General features: G+C 60.5%; 15 protein-coding genes. 6 read left to right on the top strand and 9 right to left on the bottom strand.

Annotation, left to right across the window (positions count from 1 at the left end; genetic code table 11):
• Positions 1-42: 42 nt before the first annotated feature.
• The 3 genes from FH08_RS53590 to FH08_RS0128900 form a co-directional block, all read right to left on the bottom strand.
• Positions 43-378, bottom strand: a complete 336-nt coding sequence (locus FH08_RS53590; protein WP_235210530.1) for a hypothetical protein — start codon at positions 376-378, stop codon at positions 43-45.
• 84 nt (positions 379-462) lie between these two features.
• Positions 463-1,410 (bottom strand): bifunctional Delta(1)-pyrroline-2-carboxylate/Delta(1)-piperideine-2-carboxylate reductase, encoded by a 948-nt coding sequence (gene lhpI, locus FH08_RS0128905; RefSeq protein WP_031361692.1) that lies wholly within the window; start codon positions 1,408-1,410, stop codon positions 463-465.
• 92 nt (positions 1,411-1,502) lie between these two features.
• The gene (locus FH08_RS0128900; protein ID WP_051888617.1) at positions 1,503-2,072 is read right to left on the bottom strand and encodes a DUF2878 domain-containing protein; all 570 of its coding nucleotides are present in this window, start codon (positions 2,070-2,072) and stop codon (positions 1,503-1,505) included.
• A 259-nt stretch (positions 2,073-2,331) separates the two neighbouring features.
• On the opposite strand from FH08_RS0128900, the gene ppk2 reads away from it, so the two are divergent.
• Positions 2,332-3,228 (top strand): polyphosphate kinase 2, encoded by an 897-nt coding sequence (gene ppk2 / locus FH08_RS0128895; RefSeq protein ID WP_031361690.1) that lies wholly within the window; start codon positions 2,332-2,334, stop codon positions 3,226-3,228.
• A gap of 12 nt (positions 3,229-3,240) precedes the next feature.
• Here ppk2 and FH08_RS48680 read toward each other — a convergent pair whose 3' ends face one another.
• The 5 genes from FH08_RS48680 to FH08_RS0128870 all read right to left on the bottom strand — a co-directional run bounded on the left by FH08_RS48680 (position 3,241) and on the right by FH08_RS0128870 (position 10,536).
• Positions 3,241-3,480: a hypothetical protein gene (locus FH08_RS48680; protein WP_035567357.1), complete on the bottom strand. Its 240-nt coding sequence runs from the start codon at positions 3,478-3,480 to the stop codon at positions 3,241-3,243.
• 120 nt (positions 3,481-3,600) lie between these two features.
• A complete protein-coding gene (locus tag FH08_RS0128885; RefSeq protein ID WP_031361689.1) occupies positions 3,601-5,133 on the bottom strand; it encodes an efflux transporter outer membrane subunit in 1,533 nt (510 codons plus the stop codon).
• An 11-nt stretch (positions 5,134-5,144) separates the two neighbouring features.
• On the bottom strand, positions 5,145-8,339 hold the full coding sequence (locus FH08_RS0128880) for an efflux RND transporter permease subunit (RefSeq protein ID WP_031361688.1): 3,195 nt from the start codon (positions 8,337-8,339) through the stop codon (positions 5,145-5,147).
• A 139-nt stretch (positions 8,340-8,478) separates the two neighbouring features.
• Positions 8,479-9,669, bottom strand: a complete 1,191-nt coding sequence (locus tag FH08_RS0128875; RefSeq protein WP_031361687.1) for an efflux RND transporter periplasmic adaptor subunit — start codon at positions 9,667-9,669, stop codon at positions 8,479-8,481.
• Positions 9,670-9,681: 12 nt separating this feature from the next.
• Positions 9,682-10,536, bottom strand: a complete 855-nt coding sequence (locus FH08_RS0128870) for an alpha/beta hydrolase fold domain-containing protein (protein ID WP_081889601.1) — start codon at positions 10,534-10,536, stop codon at positions 9,682-9,684.
• 197 nt (positions 10,537-10,733) lie between these two features.
• Here FH08_RS0128870 and FH08_RS0128865 point away from each other — a divergent pair, with 197 nt between their 5' ends.
• The 3 genes from FH08_RS0128865 to FH08_RS52670 all read left to right on the top strand — a co-directional run bounded on the left by FH08_RS0128865 (position 10,734) and on the right by FH08_RS52670 (position 12,612).
• On the top strand, positions 10,734-11,744 hold the full coding sequence (locus FH08_RS0128865) for a LysR family transcriptional regulator (protein ID WP_031361685.1): 1,011 nt from the start codon (positions 10,734-10,736) through the stop codon (positions 11,742-11,744).
• A gap of 361 nt (positions 11,745-12,105) precedes the next feature.
• Positions 12,106-12,459 (top strand): DUF4148 domain-containing protein, encoded by a 354-nt coding sequence (locus FH08_RS0128860; protein ID WP_031361684.1) that lies wholly within the window; start codon positions 12,106-12,108, stop codon positions 12,457-12,459.
• Between the two features lie 15 nt (positions 12,460-12,474).
• Positions 12,475-12,612, top strand: a complete 138-nt coding sequence (locus FH08_RS52670) for a hypothetical protein (protein WP_160172512.1) — start codon at positions 12,475-12,477, stop codon at positions 12,610-12,612.
• A gap of 100 nt (positions 12,613-12,712) precedes the next feature.
• Here FH08_RS52670 and FH08_RS0128850 read toward each other — a convergent pair whose 3' ends face one another.
• Positions 12,713-15,268 carry an adenosylcobalamin-dependent ribonucleoside-diphosphate reductase gene (locus FH08_RS0128850; RefSeq protein WP_031361683.1) on the bottom strand — a complete coding sequence of 852 codons (2,556 nt, stop codon included), beginning with the start codon at positions 15,266-15,268 and terminating at the stop codon, positions 12,713-12,715.
• Positions 15,269-15,498: 230 nt separating this feature from the next.
• On the opposite strand from FH08_RS0128850, the gene FH08_RS0128845 reads away from it, so the two are divergent.
• Positions 15,499-16,791, top strand: coding sequence for an MFS transporter (locus FH08_RS0128845; protein ID WP_051888616.1), 1,293 nt, complete (start codon positions 15,499-15,501; stop codon positions 16,789-16,791).
• A gap of 16 nt (positions 16,792-16,807) precedes the next feature.
• Positions 16,808-18,193, top strand: a complete 1,386-nt coding sequence (locus tag FH08_RS0128840; RefSeq protein ID WP_031361681.1) for a NarK family nitrate/nitrite MFS transporter — start codon at positions 16,808-16,810, stop codon at positions 18,191-18,193.
• Positions 18,194-18,208: the final 15 nt, after the last annotated feature.

Raw genomic sequence — 18,208 nt, 5'->3', positions numbered from 1 at the left:
CAGATGCTGGAAAAACCAAAGCAGCGCTCTGAGCCGGCGCGCTCAGGCTTTCGCGCCGCGCGCCATCCGCTGGAGCGTCGACGAATCAATCGCGCCCGCGCAGATCCTGATCGCTTCTTTCAGCGTGCGGGGGCGGCCCGCTGCGAAATGCGCTTCAAGAATCGCGATGGCGCGAAGCCGTTCGTTGTTGCCGAGCTTCTCGCCGGTCGCCAGTTCCAGCACCGATATGAAGTAAGTCGCCGGTGGCGTAGTTCGGGAAGGCGCCGTTGGCGTGGCGGCGGGAATGGCATTCGACCATGCCTGCCTTGCAATGGTCGCTACATCGGATTGGGCATGCCAATCCGCTTCTCTCAGTTCAAATTCTTGTCTACTGGTCATTAATCAAGCCCTGAAATAATCCTCGGATCACCGCGAGGTATTTAGAGCAAGGACTATTCCAGCCTGAATACGCGGGCGCTTTTCTTAACCTGCTTCGAGCATCGTCCGGACGACCCTGCACGCGGCCAGATCCCACGCCGCACACCCCACACTCTTGAACACGACTGGCCGCTTGATCCCCGAATCAGCCGCCTGACCGCTCAACGCGCTGGCAAGCGGCCGCACCTCATCCCAATCGATATCCGCTTGAATCAGGTCCCCGGCCTCATGCCGCGCACCGGCCAGGTCATCCACGAATACATCGCTCGCAAGCACCGTCGATGCCGCGATTTCAGCAGCATCAGGCGTGAATGCACCCACTCCAATCACGAGCCGGCCCTCAATGGGTGGCAGCGTATAGACCGGCGCTTTGCTGGTGGTCGTCGCGATAACCACATCGATCGACGCAGGAATATCCGCGTCCTTCAACGCGCTCAATCTCGCCGATAACCCCGCGTGGTCCGCACAAAATGCCTCGGCGCGTTCGACCCGCGAGCCCTGCACGAGGATCTTCGCAGCCGGAAAAAGCGCGCTCAGCGCCTCGACGTGATGCGCGGCCTGCTTGCCCGTGCCGATGACCAAAACCTCCGCAGGCTCGCGTCCGAGCAGCGCCTGGATGCCGATCATGGTGACCGCGGCCGTGCGGCGGCCGGTTACCGTGGGACCGTCAAGCATGAAAAGCGGAACACCGGTCTCAGCATCGAATGCCGTGACCTGGCCGTGAATGGTCGGCAGCCCGAGCGCACCATTTTTAGGGCACACATTGACGAGCTTGTGCATGGCGAGATCGGCGGCTGCAGCGGGCATGGAGAGCATTACGGCGCCATCTTGAAGCGGCACCACCATGCGTTCGGGGCTGGTGATGAGGCCGTTGGCATAGTCGAGCATGGTGAGCTTCAGGGTATCGACGAGGCGATCGAAGGGCAGCAAGCGCGCGGTCTGCACGTCGTCGAAACGAGCAAGCGAAGATGAAAGCGGAGCGGTATGGGTCATGGCAGTCGCAAGGAGAATACCGTTGGCAACGGCAAGGGGGCATTCTAAAGGCAAACAAATAGTCACCGGCCTTCACTGGCCCTCAGCCGGGATCAGTGCACCCCGTCCCACCGCCGCGACAGCAGGATCAGCACCGGCATCAAAATCGCCCAGCCGATAGCCAGAACGATCGTCGCGAGCAAGGGTTGCGCAAACCGCACCGCGCCGAGCGCGGCGCCCGCGCGAAACGACATCGGCCCGGCTATCGCGCCGAGCACCGAAGCAAGCAGCATGCGTTGCGCGGGTTGCTTCAGCCAGCCGAACGTGGTGTTGAACTGGGCCGCGAACAGCGCCCACAATGCAAGGATCCAGTAAGGTGCAGCGCCTGGCAACACGGTGCCGTTGGGGTACACAAGCAACCCGGTAGCAACCGGCACGCTCTCCCAGATCGCGCCCACCACCACTACACTGGCCAGCAGCTTGAACTCCTGCAACGGCCGCTCAACCCGAGCCAGATGCACCGCGAGGAGCACAATGGTTGCCGCCACGCCCATCCATGGCACGTCGTGCGCGGCGCTCAGTACGCAGGCGAACCAGCCGAGCTGCCCGATCACGAAATAGACGGACGGCGCCCAGCGTTCGACCGTTGATCGGCGCCGTGCGCCAAGGGATGGTTCGTGCATGCTGCTTCCGCTTTCCGGGCAAAGTGCGCAAAGTGTGACGACACTACCGCATATCGCATACCGCACCCGGCCGTTGATGCACGCCGCCCGCAGAAAAGCGGATCATTCGTCTAACCGTCGCCTCGCGCTTAACGGGCCGGCCGTAACATTCCTGAAATTATCGGGCCTGATAATCGATAATTTGCAGGATTGCGGGTTTTTGTATTGCCTGCCGGGACGATTCAACGCGGTCAACATGCCCAACCAAACGGAGCTCCCCATGAATTCGCAGGAAAAACAGCGCCGCTTCGAAGAAGACCTGATCGACAGCTACGACGAAGAACTAGAGATGGAAGTCGACGACCGCATCCTCGACGGCGACGGTGCGCTTTCCGCCGAAGCACGCGAGCAGCGCAAGATCTACTTCCGTGAACTGTTCCGCCTGCAAGGCGAACTCGTGAAGTTGCAGGACTGGGTTGTCGCGAGCGGCCACCGGCTCGTAGTGATCTTTGAAGGACGCGACGCCGCCGGCAAGGGTGGCGCTATCAAGCGCATCACGCAGCGGTTGAATCCACGGGTTTGCCGGGTCGCCGCATTGCCCGCGCCGAACAATCGCGAACGCACCCAATGGTATTTCCAGCGCTATGTGTCGCATCTGCCGGCGGGCGGCGAGATCGTGCTGTTCGACCGCAGCTGGTACAACCGGGCGGGCGTGGAACGCGTGATGAATTTCTGTACCGATGCCGAGTACGAAGAGTTCTTTCGCTCAGTGCCGGAATTCGAAAAGATGCTGGCGCGCAGCGGCGTGCAGATCCTGAAGTACTGGTTCTCGATCACTGACGACGAACAGGAAGTCCGCTTCCAGGCGCGTATTCAAGATCCGTTGAAGCAGTGGAAGCTGAGCCCGATGGACCTGGAAAGCCGCCGTCGCTGGGAGGCCTATACACACGCGAAGGAAGTCATGCTGACGCGCTCGCATATTCCCGAAGCGCCATGGTGGGTCGTGCAGGCTGTGGACAAGAAACGCGCTCGGCTCAACTGCATTCACCATCTGCTGAGCCAGGTGCCGTATCACGAGATCGAGCACCCCACGATCGAATTGCCTGACCGCGTTTATAACGATGATTACCTGCGGCAGCCCGTGCCCGAGAGCATTATCGTGCCGGAAATATACTGATTGCTGAAGGTGTTAGCAGTGGCAGGTCTTCTCATGCACGGCATTGACCTGTGGCAACCGGACATCGCGACGACCGGCTTGATCGAAGCGATGCCTGAACACCGCTTGAAACATGTATTGCGAACTCTTCATGACCACGACGAACGTCACTTGCATCAGGTTGAAATCGAGCGTCACCATCAGGCGCATCAAGACCAACAGGGGTAGTACGACGGCGGGTCGGTAGAGTTGTCGTTCGATTAAGGCTTTCATGACGGCTCCCGTATCCATGGTCTTATTTTACGGACCGGGAGCCACCGGATAAACCCTCTGCAATCGAAGACACTTGTCGCGCGTTTCGAACAATCGCGCTGACAGTGCTGCGTTTAATGCTTAACGCGACGCAACGCTCGCGTCTGTTGCAGATGCAACTGGCGCAGCAGGTGCGGCCGGCATGTCTCCCCAACCACCACCGAGCGCGCGGATCAGGTTCACCGTCGACGTCGCCTGCACGCCCGACAGTTGAACCGCTGCGCGCTGCGACTGCAGCACGGTACGCTCGGCATCGATCACGTCAAGATAGTTGACCGCACCCTCGGTGTACTGCGAACGAGACAGCTGCGCCGCCCGGCTCGACGCGCTCACCGCTTCGGCTTGCGTGCGCGTCTGGTCCTGAAGGATGCGCAGGTCCGAGAGGTTGTCCTCCACTTCCTGGAACGCCACCAGCACCTGCTGCCGATAGTTCGCGACATCCTCTTCGTAAATCGCGCGCGCGTTCGCAAGATTGCCCTTGCGTCGGCCGCCGTCGAAGATCGGCAGATTGAGCGCCGTGCCGGCGAACGGTCCGAGCAGGAACGTGCGGCTCGACCAGTTGAAGAGGTCGCCAAGGGTCGCCGATTCGAATCCACCCGAACCCGTTATGTTGAGCGAGGGGAAAAACGCCGCCTTCGCCACGCCAATCCGCGAGTTCGCTGCTGCCATGGTGCGCTCGGCCGCTGCAATATCCGGACGACGTTCGAGCAACGAAGAGGGCAAGCCCGGCGGAATCTTGATATCGACAGGCGTGAGCGGGTTGGCCGCCATCGAGAACTGCGATGCCGCCTTACCCAGCAGCACCGCGAGGCTGTGCTCGGACGCGGCGCGCAAGCGCTGCACCGTCATGGCGTCTGACTTGGCCGTGGCAAGCTCTGACCTGGCCTGCGCCACGTCCAGCTCGCTGATCTCGCCTTCGTTAAAGCGGTTCTGCACGAGCTTCAATGCTTGCTCGCGCAGCGTGACGGTACGTGTGAAGACATCGCTTTCCGAGTCGAGCTCACGCAAGTTGAAGTAGTTCTGCGCCACATCCGCTTGCAACGCGAGTTGCACGGACCGGAACAGCGCTTCGCTTTGCTCGGTGTCGGCGTTCGCGGCCTTCACCGAGTCCGACACGCGACCGAACAGGTCCACTTCATACGACGCGCTCCCCTCCGCGCGCCACAAAGTCTGTGACGGTACGTTGGCGTTGGCGGGAAGGAACTGCGATGCCGGTGAGAGCTTCTCGCGCGTCGGACCGAAGCCTGCATCCAGCGTCGGGAATAACCCCGCCCGCGCGGTCTGGTTGATCGCGCGTGATTCTTTTACACGTGCAGCCGCTGCCTTCAGGTTCTGGTTCGCGTCAAGCGCCTGATGTTCCAGATCGTTGAGCGTCGGGTCATTGAAGACCGTCCACCATTCGCCGCGCAACGCCTGTTCCGACGGTTGCGCAGTCTTCCACGTGCCCTGCTCCGAAGGAGCCAACGCCGTTTCCTGTGGTGTTTCCTTGAAGGCTGCCGGCGCGCTTACGTCGGGCTTCGTGTAAGTCGGCGCGAGCGAACAGCCCGCCACCACCAGCAACGATCCGAGTAACGCCGACAACCCCAGCCATCGCTTCGTATTCAACGTTTTCATTTCAATCCCTCTCATGCTTCGAGCGTTGCATTGACACCGCGCATGTGCGGATTGTGGCCATGCTTGTCGACGAGATGTTCGCCGCCAGCCAACTTTCTCAACAGCACATAAAACACCGGCGTGAGCATCAGGCCGAACAGCGTCACGCCAAGCATGCCGAAGAACACGGCCACGCCCATTGCATGGCGCATTTCCGAACCCGCGCCCGACGACAGCACGAGTGGCACCACACCCATGATGAAAGCGATCGACGTCATCAGGATCGGCCGCAAGCGCAGACGGCTGGCTTCAATAGCCGCCTCCACGATCGAGCGTCCCTGCATTTCCAGCTCTCGCGCAAATTCCACGATCAGGATGGCGTTCTTCGCCGACAAGCCCACCAGCACCATCAAGCCGATCTGCGTGAAGATGTTGTTGTCACCCTTCGTGAGCCACACACCCACCAGCGCCGAGAGAATGCTCATGGGCACGATCAGGATCACGGCGAGCGGCAGCGTCAGGCTTTCGTACAGGGCAGCCAACACGAGGAACACGAGCAGCACGCTGATCGGGAACACCCACATGGCTGCATTGCCTGCAAGGATCTGCTGGTACGTCAGGTCGGTCCATTCGAACTTGATGCCGCGCGGCAGCGTTTCAGCCGCGATGCGTTCCACTGCAGCTTGCGCCTGGCCCGACGAATAACCCGGAGCAGGACCACCGTTGATGTCGGCAGCGGTGTAGCCGTTGTAGCGCACCACCATCTCCGGACCATACGTCGGCGTCACTTTAACGAGCGACGAGAGCGGCACCATTTCGCCATTCGCGTTACGCGTCTTGAGCAGACCGATATCCTCCGAACTCGAGCGGAACGGCGCATCCGCCTGCACGCGGACCTGGTACACACGGCCGAAGCGGTTAAAGTCGTTCACATACAGCGAGCCGAGATACACCTGCATCGTGCTGAATACATCGGTGACCGATACACCCAGTTGCTTCGCCTTCACACGATCCAGATCCACGTTCAGTTGCGGCACGTTGATCTGATAGCTGGAGAACGTCGGCCCAAGTTCAGGCGTCTGCGATGCACGCTTGATGAACGCCTGCGTAGCGTCGTTCAGTGCGGCGTAGCCCAGCGCGCCACGGTCTTCCAGTTGCAGCTTGAAGCCGCCGAGCGTCCCTAGCCCAAGCACCGGCGGCGGCGGGAACACGGCAATGAACGAACCCTTGATTGCCGCATATTTCTGGTTCAGCGAGCCCGCAATGGCACCTGCCGAAAGCGCCGCGCCCTTACGCTCGTTAAATGGCTTGAGCGTCACGAACACAATGCCCGCGCTCGACGAATTCGTGAAGCCGTTCACCGACAAGCCCGGAAATTCCACCGCGCTTTGCACGCCCGGCGTCTTTCTCGCGATGTCCGTCATCTGGCGAATCACTGCCTCGGTACGATCGAGCGACGCGCCGTTGGGCAACTGCGCAAAGCTGATCAGATACTCCTTGTCCTGCGCCGGCACGAAACCGCCGGGCACGACCTTGCCCATCATCACGGCGCCGCACAACAGCACGATGTACACGCCCATCATCAGCGCCTTGCGGTTAATGACACCCGTCACGCCCTTGCCGTATTTCTCCGAACCGCGCTTGAAGACCTTGTTGAACTGGCGGAAGAATCCACCGAACACACGATCCATGCCGCGCGTCAGCCAGTCCTTCGGTTCGTCATGGCCCTTCAGTAGCAATGCCGCCAGCGCCGGCGACAACGTCAGCGAGTTGAAGGCCGAGATTACGGTGGAAATAGCGATGGTCATCGCGAACTGCTTGTAGAACTGACCCGTCAGCCCGGACATGAACGCGAGCGGTACGAACACGGCGGTCAACGTCAGTGCAATGGCGATAATTGGCCCGCTTACTTCGCGCATGGCCTGATAAGTCGCCTCTCGCGCCGATAGCCCCGCCTCAATATTGCGTTCGACGTTCTCCACCACCACGATCGCATCATCCACCACGATCCCGATTGCCAGCACCATCCCGAACAATGACAACGCGTTGATCGAGAAACCGAAGGCGAGCAGCAGCGAGAACGTACCGATGATCGACACCGGCACCGCCAGCAACGGAATGATCGACGCGCGCCAGGTTTGCAGGAACACGATCACCACCAGCACGACCAGCGCGATGGCTTCGATCAGCGTATGGATCACCGCTTCAATACTTGAGCGCACGAACTGCGTCGGGTCGTAGACGATTTGATAATCGACGCCCGCCGGCATGTCCGCCTTTAATTCCTTCATGGTCTGGCGGACCTGATCGGAGATCTGCAGCGAGTTCGCACCCGGTTGCTGGTTGATCGCCATCGCGACCGCCGACTTGTTGTCGAGCAGCGAACGCAAGCCATATTCCGATGCAGCCAGCTCGACCCGCGCCACGTCGCTCAGATGCGTGACCGCGCCGTCAGGCGAAGTCTTGAGCACGATGTCCCTGAACTCCGCTTCGGTCTGCAAGCGGCCTTGCGCATTCACGTTCAGTTGCAACGGTACATTTGACGAAGTAGGCGATGCACCGATCACCCCGGCCGCGACTTGTACGTTTTGTTCGCGGATCGCATTGACCACGTCGGTCGCCGTCATGCCACGCTGAGCGACCTTTTGCGGATCGAGCCAGATGCGCATAGAGTAATCGCCCGAGCCCCACAGCTGAACCTGCCCCACGCCCTGGATCCGCTCGAGCCGGTCTTTCACGTTAATCAGCGCATAGTTGCGCAGATACGTCATGTCGTAGCGATCATTGGGCGAGTTCAAGTGAACCACCATGGTGAGCGTCGGCGACGACTTGATCGTCGTCACACCGAGCCGCGTCACGTCTTCCGGCAGGCGCGGCAGCGCTTGCGCCACGCGGTTCTGCACCAGCTCCTGCGCCTTGTCCGGATCCGTGCCGAGCTTGAACGTCACCGTGATGTTCAGGTTGCCGTCGCTGTTGGCCTGCGACTGCATGTACAGCATGTCTTCCACGCCGTTGATCTGCTCTTCCAATGGCGACGCCACCGTTTCGGCGATCACCTTCGGATTCGCGCCTGGATACTGTGCATGCACGACCACGGATGGCGGCACGACTTCCGGATATTCGGAGATCGGCAGCTTGAACATGGCGATGATGCCCGCCAGCAGGATAAGCACCGACATGACACCCGCAAAGATCGGGCGGTCGATGAAAAACTTGGAAATGTTCATGACGTTTTCTTTATTTGCATGAGAGGCTGCGCGCGCCTAGCCACAGACCTGTCCGTCCCGCGAGGAACGAACCGGACACGTACTACGCACACGAGGAGCCGCTGTTAAGCGCTTATAAAAGCCGTCTGTAAAGCGCGTCTTATGAAGCGTCTTTAGCCGGCGACGCGCTCGCCATTGCTACGGAATTGGCCTTCACCACGTCGTTCGGGCGCACACGCTGCAAGCCGTTCACCACGATCCGCTCGCCCGGCTGCAAGCCCTTTGCGATTACACGCAGGCCGTCGCTCAACGTGCCGAGCGTGACTTCGCGGTATTGCACGCGGTTGTCCGGGTCGACCACCATCACGAACTTCTTGTCCTGGTCGGTCCCGATGGCAGCATCGTCGATCAGCACCGCCGGATGCGGCGTGCCGCCTCCTACCTTGATGCGTGCATAGAGGCCCGGCACCAGCGAAGCGTCGGCGTTATCGAAACGTGCCCGCACGCGAATCGTGCCTGAGCCCGTATCGAGTTGGTTGTCAACGGACGCGATCTTGCCTTCACGCGAGAAACCCTCTTCATTCGCGAGACCGAGCGAGACTGGCACGCTTGCACGCGAGTCGCGGCTGAGATAACGCAGGTAGGTTTGCTCATCGACGTCGAACGAGGCGTAGATGGGCGACACCGACACCAGCGTGGTCAGCAACGGCGCGCTGGAACCCGTCGACACAATGTTGCCAACCGTCATTTCCGCACGCGACACCCGGCCCGACACCGGCGCCACGATCTGCGTGTACGTCAGGTTGATCTTCGCCGTCTCGAGGGCCGCTTGCGCGGCCTTCAGGTTCGCCGCGGCTTCATGCGAAGCGTTCTGCTTCTCGTCGTAATCACGCTTGGCGATCGCGTTGTCCGCCAGCAAACGCTCCGCGCGTGCGGCATCGGTCGATGTATAACCGTTGCGAGCCTGGGCCGCCGCGAGTTGCGCCGCGGCTTGATCGACTTGCGCCACGTACGGCCGCGGGTCGATGGTAAAGAGCGGATCGCCCTTCTTCACCAGCGCGCCATCGGCAAAATGCACCGCGACAATAGTCCCCGGCACGAGCGGACGGATCTCGACTTTATCGACTGCTTCCAGCCGGCCCGAATAGTTTTGATAGTCGGTGATGGTCTTCGAAACCACGGTGGCGACATCCACTTCCATGGCGGGCGCGGACGGCTTGATGGCGGCTTCCGCACCGTTCACCGGCAGATCGCCGCGGCCGAAACCATGCATGGCAGTGAATGTTCCGATGCCTGCGACGACCAGCGCGGCGCCTAGCGCGACGGTAAGACGTTTGCGAGTGATGGACATGCGTTGCTCCGATTAAGTCGTTGAGATTGTTTGAATTTTTTGAGTGTCGCGAAGCGGCGCAGGCGTATGCGCACGAAGCCGTTTCTTGAAGAACGCCACTACGTCCGCGATTGCAGCCGGGTCCGCTGCAAGCGCGTTATGCGATGCATTGACGTGCCGCGTGACTTCCGTCGGCACGCCCGCGGCGATCAGTTCGCCCGCATATTTCTCTGCCTCGATATGCAGCAGGTCATGCTGGGCGCTTGCGATCAGCGCAGGCGGCAGACCGGCAAGACGGCGCGACTCCAGCGGCGCCGCATAGGGATGAAGCCGTTGTGAAGCGTTCGGCAGATACGCGCGATAACACTGCGCGCACTCCGCCATGCAGATGTCCGGCGAGCGCACCTTGTTCTCGTCGGCCATGCGCGTCATGCTCGGGTCGAGCAACGGCGCGAGCAGCGCTTGCGCGAGGATCACGATGTCGCCGCGATCCCGCGCAATGGCCGCGACGCACGTTGCCAGATTGCCGCCCGCATCGTGCCCCGCGACCCCGATTCGGTTTGCATCTGCCCGTTGTGCACGAGCGTTCGCTACGGCCCATTGCGCCGCCCGGTAAGCATCCTCGGGGGCGGCAGGAAACGGGAAAGCCGGCGCCAGTGAGTAGCCCACCGAGATGACCCACGCCGCGGTATCCCGGGCAATGGTGCTGGCCGTGACGTCGGCATCATCCAGCGTGCCGCGTACAAAGCCGCCGCCATGAAAATAAAGCACGACCGGCAGGATTGTGCCGTCCGACGCGGGGCGATAACTGCGCAAGGTTATGGGTTGCGCATGTCCCGCGATTCGAACATCCTCTATGCAGAGGCCCAGATCCAGCGTTGATGCCATGGTTATTTTCAGCGCGTCCGCGCCATCCCACCCGAGTTGCGATGGAACGAATTCTGGGGGCAACGACATTTGAAATAAATGCCTATAATCCGGCAACACAATTCGGTCGCACTGAACAATCGCGATTGAAACTGCCCATTCCTGTCTGAGCGGCATCCTTATTCCAGATGCCGCAAAGCATTGACGGCGAGAGAAAAATGGACCGGCTACAAGCTATGCAGGTGTTTACAAGAGTCGTCGACACCAATAGTTTTTCACGCGCAGCAGACACCATGGACATGCCGCGCGCCTCGGTGACAACGATTATTCAGAACCTCGAAGCGTTCCTGAACGTGCGTCTCCTGCAACGCACGACACGACGCCTGAACCTCACGCCGGACGGCGCGGCGTATTACGAGCGCTGCGTGCGAATTCTCGCGGACATCGAGGAAACCGAGAGTTCGTTCGCCAATACCGGCAAGGGTCCGCGCGGTAAATTGCGGATCGATATGCCGGGGTCGATCGGACGCATGATCGTCATGCCCCAGCTTTGCGAATTCCACACGCGTTATCCGGAAATCGAGTTGATGATCGGTTTCGGCGACAAACCGGTCGACCTGATCCAGGAAGGTGTGGATTGTGTCATTCGCGTGGGAACGCTGCAGGATTCGAGTCTTGTCGCGCGGCGGATCGGCGTGTTTCAGGGCCTGACCGCTGCAAGTCCGGATTATCTCGAGCTTCATGGCGTGCCGCATACGATCGAAGATTTGCAGCAGCACACGGCCGTGAATTATTTCTCCAGCCGCACCGGTCGCGTGATGGACATGGATTTTGTTGTCGATGGGAAGTCCGTCGACGTGAAGATGCGCGGGAAGATTGCCGTGAATGACGCCGAGGCTTATATCGCGTGCGGCGTCAAAGGGGTCGGAATCGTCCAGATACCGCGCTTCATGGCTCTTCCGCATTTGCGCTCCGGCGAACTGGTGGAGGTGCTGCCGCAGTGGAAACCGTTGCCCATGCCCATTTCCGTGGTGTATCCGCACAACCGGCATTTGTCGCCCAAGGTGCGGGTGTTTGTCGATTGGGCCGCCGAGTTATTCGAACGGTGTCCTCTGCTTTCGGGCCAGGAAGACGCCGAGCAGCGCTGCCTGCCGACGGCTACGCCCGCGAAATCGATTGTCAAACATGGGACGCCGGATGTTGCCGGCACCGCTGAGGTAGTCGTTTAGTTTTGCTTGAGGCCTGTTCAATCAGGTCTCTTTCTTCAGCATTCAAGCCCTATTCGGCCCTCTTGCGGGTAAGGGCTTTAGTCCCTTCTGCCAATACTGGTTTCGTCGCAAAAGCCCTTTCCATAAGGGCTTTTTCGATTATTCGCGCAGCGCGATTAATCTTTTCGCTTAACGGTCATTTATCCACGGCGCTCGCTTGACTACATTTCGTCCTGTCGCAGCGCGGCTCGTCGATTAGTCGATGTCATTGTCTTTCATTGCTTAGACTGATTAATTAGCCCGACGCCCGCTGCCCCGCTATCAGTCCGATTGCATCGACTCTGTTCGATGCTTATCGAATGAAACGACAGGAGCAGCACGCATGAAAACCGCTATCGCAACACTCTCGCTTTCCGCTATCTCAGCCATAGTCTCCACGACTGCATTCGCTGACGGCGGGATTGGGCATGCAGGCACATATCAAACGGCCGTAACCAGCCAAAGCACCATGACACGCGAGCAAGTCCGCGCGGAGCTGGCTGCCTCGTATGCAAACGGCACGCTGCCGGCGCTGAACCGCAACACCTACCCTGAACGCAGTATGGCCGGAATTGCGATTGCCGAGCAGCACGAACAACGTGCACGCGACGCAGCGGCGGCTGAACAACGTAATCGTTCGATCGTGGAGTTCGCGAACGGATCAGCCACGCAAAGTGGCAACGCTCACGTTCAGTAAATCAAGGAGTCCATCATGAATGAATCAGTATCCCTTGAAGAGTTCTCCGCGCTCGACGACTGGCTTCCGGAAGCAGCGCAATGGCAACCGTACCGGCCGCAAGTAACGCGCGAGCGTCAGGCACCGGAGCGGATGGATTCTGCGGCAGGTTGAACGACTGAGCGCGTTGTTGGCGCCGAGTCGTAAACAATGTGAGCGTGCGGTATCGGGCTGAGCGCCTGATCGGTGGTGAAAGTGATCAGGCGCTTATGTTTCACCCGCACGCGCCCACTTCGCCACACGCTGTGCAGAAGTCGCAACCGTCCTTGCGGATCATGGCGTTGGCACCGCATGTCGGGCATTTGCGGCCCGGAATGGGCAGTAGCGCATGCGGGTTGGCAGCATCCGCGTTGTCCTCGACAACAGGCGTGATGTCGTCATCGCCGGAATCGAATGACGCCGATGCAAGCCCCGCCTGCGCAGTTTCATGCCGACGCTGCGCAAGCAGCCGAGAAGGCACCTGACCACCCTCGATATCGAGGAACCCTCGCCGATACAGGATCTGCTGGATCGCATACGCAAGCGCCGCGACCTCCGAGTCGTGCCAACGGGGCGCCTTATGGCCACCGGGACGCTCGACGTCACCCAGCCGCACCTGCCCTCGATCCCACGACACCTTGCGCATATCCTGCAGATTGCGCGCGACAAAACCACCCCGCGCCGCCAATGACAACGACCGCATGGTCGCCGTAATCCACTGCTGCGATTCGTCGCGCTGCCCGGTTGGAATGAAGAACTCGATGGGACGCTCGATAGTGACATCCTCGCCGCCCAGCCGCCCCGTAATCTCCATGAACGACACCGCTACATAAAGCGACTTCTTGCCGGCTTGCGTGAGGTACTCCACCTTCTCGATGATCGCCGGCAACTCGCCGCGCGGACGATGATCAATGGCAATGCGCAACGGGTCCAGTTGAACCTCTGCGTCCGCCGCATCCGAGGGATCGGATGCAATGACAGTGGGTGTCTCGGGCGTCACTGATAGCACCGCGCCCAGCGTGTCGTTGGGACGGTAGGTGGCGAGTCCCTTCAGGCCACGATGCCAGGCGTCGAAGTAAAGGTCCTTGAACGCATCGAACGGATAATCGGCCGGTACGTTGACCGTCTTCGAGATGGATGTATCGACGAAAGGCTGCACCGCCGCCATCATTTCCAGATGATCGTTCGCGGACATATCGAGCGCGCTCACGAAATAGGCCGGCAACGCCTTCACGTCACCGCCCAGTTCGCGATACAAGCGGTACGCATGGTCTTCCACCGCGAACGATTGCCGGCTGCCATCGGCCATGCGCTTGGTCCGCTGATAAGTCCACGAGAACGCCGGCTCAATGCCGTTCGACGCGTTGTCAGCGAACGCGAGACTCACCGTGCCGGTCGGCGCAATGGAAAGCAGGTGGCTGTTGCGGATGCCGTCGCGATGTATCTCCGCCTTGATGTCATCGGGCAGTCGCGACGCGAAAGTGCCTGTTTCGAGGTACTTTTCTGCGTCGAAGAGCGGAAACGCCCCGCGCTCGCGAGCCAGTTCCACCGACGCGCGATACGCCTCGTCGCGCATGGTTCGCGCCACGCGTGTCGCAAAGTCGCGACCTTCCTGCGAGTTGTAGCGCACGCCGAGCATGACAAGCGCGTCGCCGAGCCCGGTAAAACCCACGCCTATGCGCCGCTTCGCCTTCGCTTCCTGGTCTTGCTCGGGTAGCGGCCAGAGCGTTACGTCGAGCACATCGTCGAGAAAACGAACCTGCGTGCGGGTGCTTTTCGCCAAGCCATCCCAGTCGAATACCGGCGTTCCTCCATGACGCTGCGCGAACGGTTCACGCACGAAACGCGTCAGGTTCAACGGTCCCAGGTTGCAGCACCCATAGGCAGGCAACGGCTGCTCACCACAGGGATTGGTTGCGCGAATGGTCTCCACCGCACGCAGGTTGTTGTCGTCGTTCATGCGCGATACGAACACCACCCCCGGCTCCGCGACGTCATAGGTCGAGCGCATGATGGTGTCCCACACTTCCCGCGCCCGCACTTCGCGATAGACCCACAACCCATCGTCACGCTGCCGTGCATCAGCCGACGCCTTGAACGAAGGCGACGGATCGGCACGATGCACGAGTTGCCACGGGGTATCGTCGGCAACGGCTTGCATGAACTCGTCCGTCACCGCGACCGATACATTGAAGTTATTCCAACGACCCTTCACATGCTTTGCCGCGATAAATTCAAGCAGGTCAGGATGTGAGCAATCGAGAATGCCCATCTGCGCGCCGCGCCGTGAGCCGGCGCTTTCAACGGTCCTGCATGACGCGTCGAACACATCCATGTAACTGCACGGCCCCGACGCCGACGATCCCGTGGAATGCACGCGTGCACCCTTCGGACGAATCGCGGAAAAGTTGTAACCCACCCCGCCGCCGCGCCGCATGGTTTCGGCTGCCTGCAGCAAGGCAACGTAGATGCCCGGCAAACCGTCCTCGTCCACGCCCTGGATGGCGTCGCCCACCGGCTGCACGAAGCAGTTGATCAGCGTTGCCTGGATACCCGTGCCGGCCGCGCTCATGATGCGGCCTGCTCCCAGCGCACCACGCTGGAAATTCTCGAAGAATTCGGTCTCGACCTGCTTGCGCCGCGCCTCGGGCTCGGCGAGCGCCACGCCGCGCGCGACCCGCCGGTAAATGTCGTCAATGCGCGTTTCGTCACCCTTCGCATATTTTTCCAGCATCACGTCGATGGAAAACTGTTGCGGTAGAACGGTGATCTTCAAGTCGTCTTCAGCCATATCTGGTCCTCATATCCTCATAGCAAGCGGATTGCTGCATTGCATCGCAGTGGCGGGAACGCTTCCCGCCCGGCGCGCCAGCCCCAAGTTTTACACCTTTCGGAGTAGTCCCGCCGGAGCAGCGACATGGAGTCGCGCCCTCCCAACGGCTAATGGGCGGCACCGCGCGTAGTCCCTAATCTTGCAGTCGATTCCCCACCAAACGCAAATTCAATCGACAGGCAAGCACTATGACTGCCGTACGCAAATCTCAAGCCACCCAAGCCGTCCACGACGCGTCGACCGCCGACCCGCGCGCCTGGCGCGTGCTCTGGTCGAGCACCTTCGCTTTCACCATCTGCTTCGCGATCTGGATGATGTTCGCGATTCTTGGCATTCCGCTGAAGACTCAACTGGGTCTCTCCGATACGGAATTCGGCCTGATCGCCGCTACCCCGGTTCTGTCGGGCTCGCTTGCCCGTGTCCCGCTCGGTATCTGCACCGATCGCTTCGGCGGCCGCATCGTCTTTTTCCTGACGATGCTCGCCACCGTCATCCCAATCTGGATGCTCACCTACGCCACGCAGTTCTGGCAATTCATCGCGTTGGGGCTGCTCGTAGGCCTCGCCGGCGCCAGCTTTTCAGTAGGTACCCCGTATGTGGCTCGTTGGTTCCCCAAAGGCCGCCAGGGCCTCGCAATGGGTATCTTCGGTGCCGGCAATTCTGGTGCTGCGTTGACCAAATTCGTCGCACCCGTGTTGATCGTGACAGCCGGCACGTGGACGATCGTGCCGAAGGTCTATGCCATCGCCATGCTGATGACCGCCCTGCTCTTCTGGATGACATCGGCAACGAATCCTGCTCATCGCATTGCCAACCCGCCGAGCTTCGCCAGTCAACTGAGCGTGATGAAAGACCGTCGCGCATGGCGCTATTCGCAGTATTACTCCGTGGTGTTTGGCGGTTATGTCGGCCTGGCGTTGTGGCTACCGCATTACTACGTCAATCATTACGGATTCCATATTGAACAAGCCGCGTTGCTGGCTGCTTGCTTCTCGCTGCCGGGCGGTGTCCTTCGTGCTGTTGGCGGATGGTTGTCCGATCGCTTCGGCGCGAAGAAAACGACGTGGGTCGTGATGTGGACCGTACTTACGTGCTTCTTCTTTTTGAGCTATCCCGATACCGGTTTCATTGTGCAGTCGAGCTACGGTCCACTGGGCTTCAACATCGCCCTCTCGCCCACCGTGTTCACAGTCCTGATGTTCACAGTAGGCATTGCCATGGCGATCGGCAAGGCGTCCGTCTTCAAGTTCGTCTCCGATGAATACACCGGCAACATTGGCGCGGTATCCGGCGTGGTGGGTCTCGCGGGCGGTCTTGCCGGCTTCGCCTTACCCATACTTTTTGGGCTGCTCGCCGACCTGACGGGCGTCAGCAGCACCTGTTTCATGCTGCTTTTCGGCGCCACTGCCGTCAGCCTCATCTGGATGACCTTCTCTTTCCGCTCGCACGGCGATGCTGCCGTGGCGCGTGCATCCGTCTAACCCAATCTATAAAAACATGTCCGACTATCTCCTCAAAAATTGGGAGCCGGAAGATCCGGCTTTCTGGAAAACACGCGGCTCGGCCATTGCCAATCGCAACCTGTGGATCTCGATCCCGGCGCTGATGCTCGCCTTCGCGGTGTGGTCGTTGTGGAGCGTCGTGGTTGTGAACCTCGACAAGGGCGGTTTCCACTTTACGAAGAACCAGTTGTTCTGGCTGACTGCCCTGCCCGCGTTGTCAGGCGCCACGCTGCGGATCTTCTATTCGTTTCTAGTGCCGATCTTCGGCGGCCGGCGCTTTACCGCGTTCTCCACAGCCACGCTGCTGATTCCGGCCATCGGCATGGGCTTTGCATTGCGCGATCCATCGACAGGCTATGGCACGCTGCTCGTGCTCGCCTTGCTGTGCGGTTTCGGCGGCGCGAACTTCAGTTCGTCGATGGCAAATATCAGCTTCTTCTTTCCCAAAGCGCAGAAAGGACTTGCCACGGGATTGAACGCCGGCATCGGCAACCTGGGTGTGTCGCTCGTGCAATTCGTGGCGCCCCTCGTGATCGCCACGGCCGCGTTCGCTTCGTTCGCGGGCGAAGGCCAGACGTTCGTCGCCAACGGGGCCGAACGCGGCATATGGCTGCAGAACGCGGGCTTCATCTGGGTGCCGTTTATTGTCGCGGCATCGGTGGCGGCCTGGTTCGGCATGAACGACATCGCCGACGCGAAGGCCTCGTTCGCCGAGCAAGCCGTGATCTTCAAGCGCAAGCACAACTGGCTGATGTGCTGGCTTTATATCGGCACGTTCGGTTCGTTCATCGGCTTCTCCGCGGGCTTTGCGCTACTGACCAAATCGCAATTCCCGTCGATCAATCCCACCACCTACGCGTTTCTCGGCCCGCTTGCAGGCGCATTGGCGCGTCCAGTCGGTGGCTGGATCTCCGACCACCTCGGCGGCGCGCGGGTGACGCTCTGGACCTTCCTCGGCATGATCGCGGCTGTGTTCAGCGTGATCTCGTTCATGCCGGGCGCAGGGTCCGCGGGTAACTTCGGCGGCTTCCTCGCGACTTTCATCGTGCTCTTCATGCTGACCGGAATTGGCAACGGTTCGACCTTCCGCATGATCCCGGTGATCTTCATGACCGAGCATCAGCGCCGCGCGAAGGGGCTCGATGCCTCGGCCCAACGCCAGGCCCTGCATAACGCCGGCAAGGAATCCGCGGCCGTGCTTGGGTTCTCCGCCGCTATCGGCGCGTATGGCGGCTTCTTCATACCTAAGACCTTCGGCACCGCGCTCGACATGACCGGCTCCGCTATTCCCGCGCTATACGTCTTTATCGCCTTCTACGTGACGTGCGTCGCCATCACGTGGTTCTGCTACGCACGCCGCAACGCGAGCATGCCTTGCTGACCCGCCCTCTTCGAC

The organism is Caballeronia sordidicola (assembly GCF_000729995.1).
GTDB classification, from domain to species: Bacteria; Pseudomonadota; Gammaproteobacteria; order Burkholderiales; family Burkholderiaceae; genus Caballeronia; species Caballeronia sordidicola_A.
This window is presented reverse-complemented; position numbering and strand designations above follow the sequence as displayed.